The sequence below is a fragment of the Caballeronia sp. INML2 genome (genome assembly GCF_023631365.1).
In the GTDB taxonomy this organism is placed as follows: domain Bacteria; phylum Pseudomonadota; class Gammaproteobacteria; order Burkholderiales; family Burkholderiaceae; genus Caballeronia; species Caballeronia turbans.
Window position 1 is genome coordinate 1 of the sequence record NZ_JALQDH010000135.1, and the last position, 13,156, is coordinate 13,156.

Genomic DNA, 13,156 nt, shown 5'->3' on the forward strand with positions numbered 1-13,156 from the left:
AGGCCGCTTGCCCGCTAGCAAATTCACGGTGCTGGGCTACGCTCATACGTAGGCCGTGTGCTCAATTTAGCGCTTACGATTCTTCAGAATTTTTCCTGTTGCACCCAGCGGGATCTCGTCGATGAAAACCACATCGTCCGGTGTCCACCACTTCGCGATTTTTCCTTCGTAGAAGCCAAGCAACTGCTCGCGGGAAAGCTCGGTTCCTGTTTTCCTGACCACTACGAGCAGCGGCCGCTCGTCCCACTTCGGATGGCGGGCCGCGATGCACGCCGCCATGGATACCGCTGGGTGAGCCATGGCGATATCTCAAGGTCGATGGAGCCAATCCATTCGCCACCCGACTTGATTACGTCTTTGCTGCGATCAGTGATTTGCATGAAGCCATTGGCATCGATGGTCGCAACGTCGCCGGTCGGGAACCATCCTTGTCCTTCGTCATCGAAATTCAGCGGACTATCCCCTTCGTTCCTGAAGTAGTCGCACACCACCGATGACCCATGCACCAGCAGGTCGCCAGAAGTCGCGCCGTCCCAAGGCAACTCCATGCCGTCAGCGCCAACGATTTTCATGTCGACGCCAAACACTACACGGCCTTGTTTGGATTGCACGGCATGACGCTCCTTGTGGGACATCTCCATACGTTTCCTGGAACTTGCGCAACATCGCCGGGGTACAGGCCGCGCCACCAATGATGGTGCGTCTCATGCTCGAGAATTGCTGATCTGTTTTCTCAACGTGACTCTAAGCAGGCCTTGCCAGACAGTCGGAACGCCAGCGGAGAGCGTAACCTGCTCGGCTTCGAGCAGTTCATACAGCGATTTCCCGTCCAGAGCGGGCCCGGGGAATACAAGTTTGGCCCCGACCATGCACGCGATGTACGGAAGTCCCCACGCATTGACATGAAACATCGGCACAACGGGCAGGATCACGTCGCGTGCCGAACAGTTCAGCGCATCAGGCAGCGCCGCCGCATAGGTATGCAGCATTGATGAGCGATGGCTGTACAGGGCTCCTTTCGGGTTGCCCGTCGTGCCAGAGGTGTAGCAGAGCGTATTGGCGGCGTGCTCGTCGAGAATCGGCCAGGAGTAAATGGACGAACCCTGCTGGATCAGATCTTCATAGCACAGCAGCTTGTCGATGCCGGCGTCTTTCGGCATGTGAGCGTGATCGGTCATGGCGATGAACGCCTTGACCGTCTTGCAGCGGCCCGCGATGGCCTCGATCAACGGCAGGAAGGTCAGGTCGAAGAAGATGTACTGGTCTTCGGCGTGATTCGCGATGTAAGCGACCTGGTCTTCATGCAGACGAGGGTTGAGGGTATGCAGAATGGCACCCATGCCGGAGACGCCGTAGTACAACTCCAGGTGACGGTAGCCATTCCATGCGAGCGTGCCGATCCGGTCGGAGGGTTTGACACCGAGGCTGGTCAGCGCGTTGGCCATCTGGCGCGCGCGACGGTGGCAGTCACGGAAAGTGTAGCGATGGATATCGCCCTCCACCCGCCGGGACACGATCTCCGTATCGCCATGATGGCGATCGGCATGCACAATGAGTGAGGAGATCAACAACTGCTTTTGCATCATCAAGCCATTCATGGCGTCGTTCCGTTCGTAATGTCTGTGATCGGGGAGCGGGCAGATAGCCGTACCCCTCTGTCAGGTTCCGCTCCAAGGGCGCGAACTGAGACCGCGTGTTCCGCTTTGCCGCGTCTTTGTGATCAGGCAACAGCTCTGGCAACGGGAGCGAAAGCGCGCGATGTGAAGCAGGTTGCGTGGTCGGTGCACGCAGCCTGCTTCTCGGCGCCATTGACTTGCGATGACTCGGCGTGGCCCCCAAGCGTCGACATGGCCGTACCTTCTGCAGCGTCTTGCGGCTGAAGCACGGCGTGACACGGGGGCCCCGGTGGATATCGGAGTTCCCATGAAATCCAGATCAGTTGAATGCCGTGAGGTCTTTCGGCTTGATGTCATGCTGCTCGCAATAGGCAAGGTAGCGCTGCAGCCCGGTCTTCCAGTTTTCGAGCGCGACGACGTTGTCCTTATCGTCGAGGAACAAGAGATCGCCGGTCACCGTAACCAGTGTGAGCACATCTCCGTTTTTGCCTGCCTCGACGACTTCAAACGTGTGGGTCGATGCGGCGGTCTCGTACACGATGCTGCCGGGCCCGGCGATCCAGTCGTGCTCCTTGTATTTCCACTTGCCTTCGATCGTGTAGACCAAGACCGTGCCGGTGTGGTGGTGCTTGGGAAGTTTCACGCCGGGCGGTGCTTTCATCAGTACGATCCATTCGCCCCGGATCGGGTCAAGTTTGAAATACTTCAGCAGGATGTCTTCCGAATAGGGCGTCAATGGTACCCACGGCAGCGATTCGCCATCGATGACTGCGGTGTCAATGTGTTCGTAGAGCATAGTTGTCTCCATTAGTGATTGTGTGGTGTGGTCGGAAATTGCTAATCGTGCCAGGGCTGGCCGCCTATCAGAGACAGGTGGGAGCCCTGGATTTGGCGGGGCGTACCGTTCGGTTTAAACCAGCGGGGTGCCCGCGAGGGTGGCGCGCAGCATCTTTCGCGGCGCGTTGCCGTAGTCCGCCACTGCGTAGTGCTGAACCTGCAGGTTGTCCCACATGGCAACCGTGTTCGTTCTCCACTTCAGGCGCACCTGGTATTCCGGAATCGCGGCCTGAGAGGTCAGATAGTTCATCAACTGATGCGCCTCCGGCATGAAGTCCTGGCCATATCGGATGTTCTCGAAGTTGAAGAAATTCGAGAAGTGGGTCGTGAACGCCGAGTTGACGAACAACACCTTTTCGCCCGTCTCCGGATGGATAAGCACCACCGGGTGCTCGGCGGCGGGGTTCTTCGCGGCCATCGCGTGACGTTCTCCGATCGGCAACTGGGCGCCAAAGGTGTGCTCGGCATCGTGCTTGGCGTACAAGCCAGCGATTCGTTGCTTGATGGTGTCGGGCAGGTTTGCATATGCCATCACCATGTTGGACCACATGGTGTCACCGCCGGATTCCGGACCCAGTTCGCAGCGCAACACCGCTCCGCGGGGCGGTGCCTTTTTGTAGGTAACATCGGCATGCCACAGGTTTTCGCGGCTGGCCTTTTCGACGTAGCTCTTGGGCTTGCTCGGGTCAAGGTTGCGGTACAGCATCAGCAGCTTGTCCGCCTCCGGATGGCTCGGCGCGAGGGGATGGGCTTCCAATTCGGCGAACTGCGCGGCGAAGTTCTGTTGCTCCATCGGCGTAATGTTCTGGTCGCGGAAGAACACGACTTTATGCTTCAACCACAGTGCCCGGATTTCGGCGATGGCGTCAGCATCCTGGGCGGCATCAGCCAAGCTGATGTTGCTGAGTTCGGCGCCGATGGCGGGCGTGCAAATCTCCACCTTGATCGAGTGCTGGCGTACGGATGGCCGGATAATGGCCGGCGCCATGGGCGTGGCTTGTGAAACGGTGTCTTGGGTGAGGGCGGTTGCTGTCATTGACGTCTCCAAAATGTACGGTGCGGCGGCGAGCAATACGTGCATCCGGCGGATGTGCTGGCGCTGTTAGTGGAGCAGTGCACCGTCTCGTCGGACAACGGAATAGATAGTACGACGTACAGCCGCGACGCCATTGGCTTGACGGGACAATCTATTAGCAGTTTGGGACGCGACGCCGCCAACCCTGCTTGGGAAGCGGATGGCGGCAACGGCTCTCCGTGCAGTTCGGACGGGAACCCCGGCAAACTAGGATTGGGGATCTATTGCGTGAGGAAGGTGTGGGTACGGCGGCTTCAGGCAGTGGCCGTCCCGGATGACCGCGAGGACCGTGAGCCGATCCCGGACCTGCCTCTCCTACCGACGCGAGAGGGATCCGGCGGTCGCCTTGCTCTCTCGGTGATGGGCGACCCACTCCGAGGGTGGCTTGCCAAACTGGCCGCGGAACCAGCGCGAGAAGTCACCGGCGGAGGAAAAGCCGAGAAGTTCGGCGACTTCATACAACTTGCGCTTGCTGCCGGCCAGATACTCCTCTGCGAGTTCAGCACGTACCGCATTGATGATTGTTGTGACACTCTCGCCCTCGGCCGCCAGGTGTCGGTTAAGAGTGCGTCGATGCATGCCAAGATGCTGAGCGACCTGCTCGACGGAACAAAGTCCGCTTGGTAGCAGCATCCTGGCGACCTGGCGCGCCCGCTGCGCAGGCTCGTCGTGGACGTTGGCCAGCTGAATGTCCAGCATTCGCTTCACCTCGCGGACCAGCGTCGGATCCGCGGCAGGGATTGGCATATTGAGATTGCCACCGCGGCAAACGATGGCATTGCATTCCTGTGAGAATTCGATTGCCGTGCCCAGCACGCGGTGATGCACTTCAAGGCTGGCGGGGCGCTCGTGGGTGAAGCTGATCCTTAACGGACGGAAGGTATTACGACTCAGCACATTGAACATCCGTATCCCAATCCCGGTCGACATTTCGATCGTCTGGCGCCAGACGCCACGCCCCCCCACCATATTCGCGCCCACATGCAGCAGTACGACGTCGCCTGCTTCGTCGAGGCGCAACTGCACCCCGGCGTTGTGCAGTCGCATATAGCGGACGCAAGATTGCATTGCTGCGCGCAGCGTGGGCTCTTCCCGCATCGCCAGCGCCAACATGCCCAGGTTGGCCAGACTTCTCGTTTCTGCGAGCAACAATCCGAAGGCCTCTTGGCCGGACAGGCGTGCCGACTCCGCCAGCAGCCATCCCACCGAATCGGCACTAATCATCAGATTCGGATCGTCGAGGACCTTGGCCGGCAGTTTAGCCATTCGCAGCATCCGGAACGGATCGAGCCCAACGGAACGGGCCACGTGCTCATAGTCGGTAAGGCTGGCGCTTCGCGTCAGGGCATGCATGGACGTGTCCCAATTTCGCAAGAGAATGTCCTTATAAGCTTAGTGCAAGTTGCCTATCAGGGCTACCTTAGAGGCCGACAATCAACAGATGGAGATCGACGATGGACACCAGCGCTGCAATGGGTCAGCCTCCCGCCCCAATGGGGCAATTGGATGCCGACGACCCCGCCGCATTCAGGCACTGCTTTGCCGAAGTCAACGGCATACGTATGCATTACATCGACGAGGGGCGGGGCCCGCTCGTCATTCTGCTGCATGGTTTTCCCTACCTGTGGTACATGTGGCGGCGCCAGATCGGCGCGTTGGCCGCGGCCGGTTTTCGGGTCGTCGTCCCCGATCAGCGGGGATTTGGGCAAACCGATCGACCGGCTGCCATTGAAGCCTACGACATTAGCCAGTCAGTCGGAGACATGGTTGGCTTGATGAAGGTTCTTGGTGAAACCTCCGCAGTGATCGTCGGCCACGACCTGGGCGCATGGGTCGCTCAAGCGGCCGCCATGCTGAGGCCGGATCTGTTCCGTGGGCTCGTGATGCTCAATACCCCGGTGCCACCGCGCGGAAAGGTCAAACCGACCGTCGGCTTGCGGGAGATGGCGAAAGGCAGGGTGTACCACCACCTGTACTTCCAGCAGATCGGCAAGCCGGATCGCGAGTTCGCCGGCGATCCGCGCAAGACAATGCGTAGCGTCTTCTACTCGGTCTCCGGCAGCGCCGTGGGCGCCGAACGCTGGCGCCTGTTCGTCGAGCCCGGTAAACCCATCCTTAACGCCTTCACTGACCCAAAGGAGTTTCCGTCGTGGTTGAGCGCGCGGGCGATCGACTACTACGTCGATGAATACACGCGCACGGGATTTACCGGCGCCATCAACTATTACCGCTGTCGCGACCGGAACTGGGAAATCACAGCGTTTCTGGACGGCGCGGTGGTCCACCAGCCGAGCCTGTTTATCGGTGGCGCTGCCGACCCTTCTCTCGAACCGGTCGAAATCCGCGGTATCTACGACCGGCTCGACACCTACCTGTCCGGACTGCAGAAGAAGGTGCTGCTACCCGGCGTGGGCCATGCTGCGGCGGAAGAAAGCGTTGATCAGGTTAACGCATTGCTCCTGGAATTTCTCGAACAGTTCGAGCGCTAGCGTCCAGGTTGTTCTGCTGCGATGGCCCGATCGGGGCGTTCAGCGACATGACAGCTTGAGCACAGGGCAGGATTCGCTTTCGCCCAGAGCCCCAGCATGAATGAGCGGCCGTGGGAAAGCCTGGCGCATGCCGCCGAGCACGCCAGAGCTGACAAGAGAGAGCTGCGCACAGGTGGCATTAGCAGTACTAACAGGAGACAGAATTGTGGCAGTGAATATGCAAGCAATAACGTACGACGACGGTGCGCAGCCGCGGCCAACCCGCGGCTACGCATGGGTCATTTTTGCGCTGACATTCGGACTGCTCTTGTCGGACTATATGTCTCGGCAAGTGCTCAACGCAGTCTTTCCGCAAATAAAGGCGGAGTGGGGCCTGTCCGACACTCAGCTTGGGGCGCTCAGCGGCATTGTCTCGCTGGCTGTTGGCATCCTGGCGTTCCCCATCTCGCTTGCGGCCGACCGCTGGGGTCGCGTACGCAGCGTAACGATCATGGCGGCGATCTGGAGCATCGCGACCTTGCTGTGCGGCCTGTCGCACAACTACTTCACGTTGCTGTCGGCGCGCTTTCTGGTCGGTGTCGGCGAGGCCGCTTACGCCAGCGTTGGCATGGCCATTCTCATCAGCATGTTTCCGTCACGGCACACATCTACGGTAGCTGGCGCATTTATGGCGGGCAGCATGGTCGGGTCCGTAATGGGGATCGGGCTTGGCGGTTCACTGGCAAGCCAGTTCGGTTGGCGGAGTGCGTTCGTTGGCATGGCGATCTTCGGCATCGCGCTGACCCTAGTCTATATGATGGTCGCCAAGCCGTCGCGGATCGAAGGTGAGAAAGGACAAGCAGCCGGCATTAGGCAATCTGAATCGCTGGCGGCCGTCCGCGTCAGGCATGTGTTGAGAGACCTCTTCTCCTCGCCGGTGTTGATCTGCGTCTATATCGGCAGCGGGCTGCAGCTCTTCATCAGCGGTGGCCTGCTTGCTTGGCTCCCGAGTTTCCTGAATCGAGTCTATGACATGCCACTGAGCAAGGCGGGCGGCGTCGCGGCGGTCTTCGTCCTTTGTGGCGCATGTGGAATGCCTCTATGCGGCGCCCTGTCCGATCGCTTGGGACGCGATTCTCCGCGACGGAAAATACTCTTGGCGATCACCTTTAACCTGGTCTGCGGAACATTGCTGTTCACGGCATTCCAGTTTCCCGCCGGCTCAGCTCAACTCACTCTCATCGCATTCGCAATGTTCTTTAGCGCTGGCATTATGGGCCCGAGCGGTACGATGGTTGCAAAGCTGACGCCCAAGGCGATTCATAGCACTGCCATGGCGACGCTCGCCTTGGCCTTCAACCTCCTTGGGCTGGCGCCAGGTTCCGTTGTGACGGGAATATTGGCAGACCGACTGGGCCTGGCGCCCGCCTTGCAATTATTGCCACTCGCCAGTGTCGCGTCCGCCGTCGTTCTGTTGATTGGTGTGCATCATCTGCGCGCCGAGCGATGAAACAGAGAGTTGCGCAGATGTGCCCGGAGTTAGTTCACGGAGGATCGTTGACATTGAAAGTCGGGAGCCAGTATGCATCCGTTGTTCGGGGCAGCCCGGCCAAGCCGCGCAGATTGCTCCCGGGAAGTCTGGGTGCATGTACTTCGTCGCCTTCCCATACGATCATCATCATGTGGTCAGGATCCGGGTGTACCTGCATGTCAATTTTCCTCCCCGCACGATGCACAATAATCGCAGGTGGTTCCGCTCAAAGCAGCATTTGATCCCGAGTGTCGCGGTTGCGAAGGCCTGGCGTGAATCGGTTAAGGTGTCGGTCCCGATTTACGCCATACGGCCTTTAATCCACCCGTGACTACGACGATCTGCGCCGCGGAGGCCTCGTTCGTGCGTTTGAGGCGAGCCGTTCTGTCGATGGTCGTCAGGCTGCTGGCAGCGTTATTGAGATCGTCCGGGGCCGCGAGGACGGTGCAAGTCTCGCCCCGATCAGGCACGTCACGGCGCGCGACTTGAAACCGCTCGCATCTCCCGGTACCTTAGATCTGCGGAGAGCGGAATGATGAACCTACGGAACCTTGTTGCGGCGTTCGCCGTCGTCCTCTCGACTTCGTGCGGAAGCCTTCCGCCGCAAGCCGATCGCGTCCCCACCCACGCGCTCACCGATACGCAGGTCACGCGCCTCGGCGCAGCGTTCGCACCAACAGACCAGCAGCACCCGGGAGAAAGCGCGTTTCACCTGTTGCCCGACTCCGTCGACGCGCTCGTCGCGCGCGTCGTGTTGATGGGATATGCTGACCGCTCTCTCGACCTGCAGTACTACATCTGGCACGATGACCTGACAGGCCGTGAACTCGCCGCGGCCTTACTGAGAGCTGCCGACCGTGGTGTGCGCGTGCGCGTCTTACTCGACGATCTGGGCACGAATGCGGACGACCAGATGCTGCTCGCGCTCAGTTCGCATCCCAACGTTGAGATCCGGCTCTTCAATCCTGTCGCAAACCGCCGGTTCAAGACGCTCGGCACGGCCATCGAGTTTGGCCGCGTCAACCGGCGTATGCACAATAAGGCGTTAATTGCCGACAACCAGGGCACGATTCTCGGCGGGCGCAACATCGGCGACGAATACTTCGGCGCCTCAAGCACTGTCGCGTTTGGCGATCTTGACGTGCTGGCGCACGGACCAATCGTGCGAGATGTGTCAACGGCATTCGACGAGTACTGGAACTCGAACGCGTCGTATCCGATCGAGAACCTCCTCGGCCGTCAGGCCGATCCATCGGCGCTCGCGACTGGCCGCGCGGAGCTGGATGCCTGGCTTGCGTCCAAGGAGAACGGCGCGTATGTGCAGCAGACGAAAGCGCGCCTGACGCAGGTAGTCCAGTCACGCGACGCCGAGTTTACGTGGGGCAAGGCGACGTTACTCTATGACGACCCGTCAAAGATCGCACGCACGCCCAGCGACGTTGAAGGACATTTGATCTCGCGGTTCAGGGCGTTGAAACTGAAGCCGACCCATCACTTGCTGATCGTCTCGCCGTATTTCGTGCCGGGAAAGCGCGGCGTCGCATGGTTGAGCGGCCTGACACAACACGGCGTGCACGTGACGGTGCTGACGAACTCGCTGGCGGCAACGGATGTCGCCGCGGTGCATGCCGGCTATCAGCGCTACCGGAAGGCATTGCTGGAAGCGGGGGTGCAATTGTATGAACTGAAGCCTGTTGCGACAACCAACAGCAACGTCGACAAGAAGAACTCGGTGTTCGGCTCGTCAAAGGCGTCATTGCACGCGAAAACGTATGTGTTCGACCGCGAGAGCGTCTTCATCGGCTCGATGAATCTCGACCCGCGTTCGGTCGAGTTAAACACCGAGATCGGTGTCTACTGCGAGAGCGAGCGTGCCGCCCGGCAGGTGACCGAGCACGTCAATTCGAGCCTCGCCCGCGGAGCGTGGCGGCTCGAACTACGCACCGATGTGACCGGCGCGAGCCATATCGTCTGGAACGATACGGCCGAGGACGGCACCGTCACGGTGTTGGATTCCGAGCCGGAAGTATCGGCGCTGCGCCGCGCAGGCATCTGGTTTCTCGCCATCCTGCCGATCGAATCGCAGCTATGAATTGTGTTCTTGCGTATGAGCCGAAACCATGGAGCCGGTTATGAGCCTGATTTTGAGGCGCCAATGCGTGAGCATGCCGCGTCAGTGCTGGGAAGTCTCGGGCAAAGCGATTATGCCAAGGCTATTGAAGTTCTTGGCGATAGCGGGAGCTTGCACGGATAGCCATTGGACCGAGCGCTTGCGCAAAAGCAAGGAGCCAGTTCATCGTTGCCGTCCTGACGTGCGCGCGCCGCGTTCGGGGCCGGTCTCAACTGCCCGGTGCCGTGACGACGGTTGCGGCAGTTCATGGTATATCCCTTATTAGATCATGGCGGCAAGTCCGCGCCTCTGTCAGTGGCCCCTGCCAAGCGCGCTGGTCTTCTCGACGCAGATCCCGGCTTCAAATACTTGCCGACGCTCCCGGCAATTCCGTCGACGACGATGCGACCTTCGCGCGCGGCTCATGGACCCGTGTGGCTTTCTGGCACGGACAACCTCGACGTCGTCATCTTCGGAGCAGTCCGGTCTGTGGAGGGGAATATTTCGACTAACCGCTGGCCCCTTGCGAATTGAAATTGGCCAATTCCACCTGTTAATCAATGCCGTCGCGGTCTATAACGTTAACTGCAGCAAGGTTCTTATTCGTGAATGGACCTACAAGGTTTCGACACGAAAGCGCGCATTTGCGCTTTCCTTGTGCTCCGCCTGGTACAAACCCCGCGTCGTTGTCCCGGTAGCCGTCTGATAAGTCCCGCATCTGCCTCAGATGCAAAAGAGCTCCCTTTTCGTTCGCTCGGCCGAATGCCATAGCGGCGGCATCGCGTCGCGCGATTGTCACGCCGAATCGACCAGGAGGCGGCAAGGGGACGACGATCCATTAACTCGCAAGTGAGTCAAGGAGGCAATGTGAAATCCCAAACGATCCTGGCGGCCGGTGCTGTATGCCTAGTCGCTTTAGTAGGAACGGCCCGCGCGCAGAGCGCCCCGCAACAGGCGACACCTTCAGTACAGCCAGCCTCGCAGCAGAACGCGGGAGCATCTGCGCAAGCTGGCGCTTATGGAGGAGCACCATCCGTCACAAGCGCAACGGGCAAGATGAGCCCCTCGACTTGCCTGCCGAGGCCTCAATGCGATGTTATCTTCGGCACTTGAAATGACCGGCTCGACGATACGCGTGAGCGTCTGGCGGATGCCATCCGCTAGCTCATCGCGACCTCCCGCATTAGCCGGAGGTTTGCGCGAGAATGCATCCTCCGCGTCGCGATGTGTCTGTAGGTTGGTGAGTGAGCCAAATACCACGCGGTCAACAACATAAGCCGCCTATCGCCTCTTTCAACCTCAGGGCCCGTTGCGCCAGGATTCGCCCGCCCTTGACAGCGGAATACGACCTATGCAAACAGATGCAGGAAAAATCGATCGACGATTCGGAAGTGGCCATGAACTGCACCGGGGACCGGCCGATCGAATTTCCGTAGTGAGGATCAGTGCCCTGCTTCCCTAATTGTTAGCGCATTCTTCACGGACGTAACACCGGAAACGCTTTTTGCCGCCGTGCCCGCCTTCTCTGCTTGAGAAGCGTCAGGGACGTGCCCTGCCAGAGTGATTGCGCTGCCTTTAACGATTACACTAACGCCCCCTGTGTCAACGCCGCCCTTCGATAAGGCATTAAGCACCTTTTTGCTGAGCGCTCGATTCGCCTTCCTGACCTCGGACTTGGACATACCTTGCGATGTCGCCGAGGTCTCAGATCCCATTGAGGTAGCAGCGGGTTCGCTGCTTTGCGACCAAGAATTGATGGATGTGACGACGATCAATGCGCCACTAGCCAATCTGAGTGTTTTGATTGCGTTCATGTCTTATCTCCAAGTAAAGCGACGGTCGCGCCTCGTCGATTGATTCGCATCAATATAATAGGATATTCTGGCACCCCCTCAATGTGAATCTGAGGTTTGCTTGCTCCGTGGATTCTTCCGTGTGGCCATGCGTATGCGGTCACGAATTGCCAAAGAGCGATGCAGACGAAAAAAAGCCCGCCGAAGCGGGCCAACCTTGGAGCCCAACTGTGCCTCGTGCCGCCCTAAGTTTAGGTCGTTATCGGAAATAGGCAAAGAATGGTCATCGTGAATGGCGCAACAAACAAGAGCAGCATAGTCGTCGTGATCCTGATCGCCCATCTCGCCGGCTTGCATCCGCCGAGAGAGTCATACCGACGACAAACCCTAATTGGTAGGTACGCTTAGGACAATCGCACCGCGTCGGTTAAGTCGCCTCCCAGTCATGGGATAGTTGTTCGAGCGGTCGGTGAGCACGCCCCTGCTGCCCTTCCACGTCCCACCGTACGATCGGCGGCAAAGGGTCGCTATGTAAACCTATTCATAGCGACCCCTATGCTCAGGTCGCAACTATGCGCAGATGGTCGGTCGCTGACGACGCCGATCGAAGCATTGCAAAGCTCTGGCAAGACAGGCGAGTAAGGATCTGGACATAGTTTCCATCTGAGGATGCAGTGGTGGTCCCACTTCTGGAGGTCACCATGGACATCGTTCGCCGCTCCCATCGCACTGACATAGACCGTTTCCCCGACGGGCCGATCGGGCCATGCGTTGGTGCGTTCAAGCAGTACCTGAATCAACGCCGGTACGCTGCAAAGACGGTCGAGACTTATCTTCGCTGCATCACGCATTTCGCCCGATGGGCGTACTTCGGGCACCGTCGGCAACGGCTCGACGCAGTATTGATCGCTGAGTTCCTCGACGAACATCTGCCGCAGTGCGGGTGCCCCGGCACGATCCGACGCGATCGGGGTGACCATAGCGCGGCGCTAGGACATCTGCTCGTGGTCTTGCGCGCTCAGGGCATCATCGCGGCGCCCGCAGGCCGTGCAACACCAGTAGACGAGGAACTGCGCCGCTACGGCGCGTACATGGAGCACGTGCGGGGTCTGGCGCCGAAGACGCGGAGCATGGCCCTGCGCATCGTCGGGCGGTTGCTGACGGCCCGTTTCGGCGAGGGCGCCGTCGATGTCGCCGCGATCAAGCCCGAGCACGTTCGGCGCTTCTTCGCCGGGCAAGCGAAGCTCTATAGCAAACCGGCGAATGCTGGGCCAGTCGTGGCATCGCTTCGCGGTTACTTCCGCTACCGCGCCTCGCTTGGCGATTTGGTCCACGGACTGATTGGCGCGGTGTCCTATCCTGCGAACTGGTCGCTGTCCTCGTTGCCCAAGTCGCTGACGGCGGAAGAGGTCGAGCGGTTGATCGGATCGCTCGGCCAGCGCGGCCGTTCGATGCGGCGAGCCGACGCCATCGTGCGCTGTGCGCTCGACCTCGGATTGCGCAGCGGCGAGATCGCCCGTCTCAGCCTAGACGATATCGACTGGCAAGCCGGTACGCTCGTCCTGCGCCACACCAAGGGTCGCCGCGAGGATATGCTGCCGCTGCCTGCCACTACCGGCGAAGCCATCGCAGCCTACCTCGAGCAGGAGTGTCAACGTCGGACTTAGTTTCCCCAAAACTGTCGGAGTAAAATTCCCCACCCTGTATCTGCGTGGTGATCAGCCGT

General features: G+C 59.7%; 8 protein-coding genes and 1 pseudogene. 4 read left to right on the forward strand and 5 right to left on the reverse strand.

Annotation, left to right across the window (positions count from 1 at the left end; all coding sequences use genetic code 11):
• Positions 1 to 66: 66 nt before the first annotated feature.
• The 4 genes and pseudogenes from NCT32_RS35865 to NCT32_RS35880 all read right to left on the reverse strand — a co-directional run bounded on the left by NCT32_RS35865 (position 67) and on the right by NCT32_RS35880 (position 4,881).
• Positions 67 to 1,598 (reverse strand): annotated as a pseudogene (locus NCT32_RS35865) (long-chain-fatty-acid--CoA ligase).
• 337 nt (positions 1,599 to 1,935) lie between these two features.
• Positions 1,936 to 2,412 (reverse strand): 2,4'-dihydroxyacetophenone dioxygenase family protein, encoded by a 477-nt coding sequence (locus tag NCT32_RS35870; protein ID WP_061121050.1) that lies wholly within the window; start codon positions 2,410 to 2,412, stop codon positions 1,936 to 1,938.
• 114 nt (positions 2,413 to 2,526) lie between these two features.
• Complete coding sequence (locus tag NCT32_RS35875; RefSeq protein WP_061121058.1) at positions 2,527 to 3,489, reverse strand: TauD/TfdA family dioxygenase; 963 nt, start codon at positions 3,487 to 3,489, stop codon at positions 2,527 to 2,529.
• A gap of 354 nt (positions 3,490 to 3,843) precedes the next feature.
• Positions 3,844 to 4,881, reverse strand: a complete 1,038-nt coding sequence (locus NCT32_RS35880) for an AraC family transcriptional regulator (protein WP_061121049.1) — start codon at positions 4,879 to 4,881, stop codon at positions 3,844 to 3,846.
• 101 nt (positions 4,882 to 4,982) lie between these two features.
• On the opposite strand from NCT32_RS35880, the gene NCT32_RS35885 reads away from it, so the two are divergent.
• The 3 genes from NCT32_RS35885 (at position 4,983) to NCT32_RS35895 (ending at position 9,619) form a co-directional block, all read left to right on the forward strand.
• A complete protein-coding gene (locus NCT32_RS35885) occupies positions 4,983 to 6,017 on the forward strand; it encodes an alpha/beta fold hydrolase (protein WP_250491443.1) in 1,035 nt (344 codons plus the stop codon).
• A gap of 205 nt (positions 6,018 to 6,222) precedes the next feature.
• A complete protein-coding gene (locus tag NCT32_RS35890) occupies positions 6,223 to 7,506 on the forward strand; it encodes an MFS transporter (RefSeq protein WP_061121056.1) in 1,284 nt (427 codons plus the stop codon).
• Between the two features lie 553 nt (positions 7,507 to 8,059).
• Positions 8,060 to 9,619 (forward strand): phospholipase D family protein, encoded by a 1,560-nt coding sequence (locus tag NCT32_RS35895; RefSeq protein ID WP_061121048.1) that lies wholly within the window; start codon positions 8,060 to 8,062, stop codon positions 9,617 to 9,619.
• Positions 9,620 to 11,079: 1,460 nt separating this feature from the next.
• Here NCT32_RS35895 and NCT32_RS35900 read toward each other — a convergent pair.
• On the reverse strand, positions 11,080 to 11,451 hold the full coding sequence (locus NCT32_RS35900) for a BON domain-containing protein (RefSeq protein ID WP_086961524.1): 372 nt from the start codon (positions 11,449 to 11,451) through the stop codon (positions 11,080 to 11,082).
• 680 nt (positions 11,452 to 12,131) lie between these two features.
• On the opposite strand from NCT32_RS35900, the gene NCT32_RS35905 reads away from it, so the two are divergent.
• Positions 12,132 to 13,097 carry a tyrosine-type recombinase/integrase gene (locus NCT32_RS35905; RefSeq protein ID WP_250491444.1) on the forward strand — a complete coding sequence of 322 codons (966 nt, stop codon included), beginning with the start codon at positions 12,132 to 12,134 and terminating at the stop codon, positions 13,095 to 13,097.
• Positions 13,098 to 13,156 lie beyond the last annotated feature (59 nt).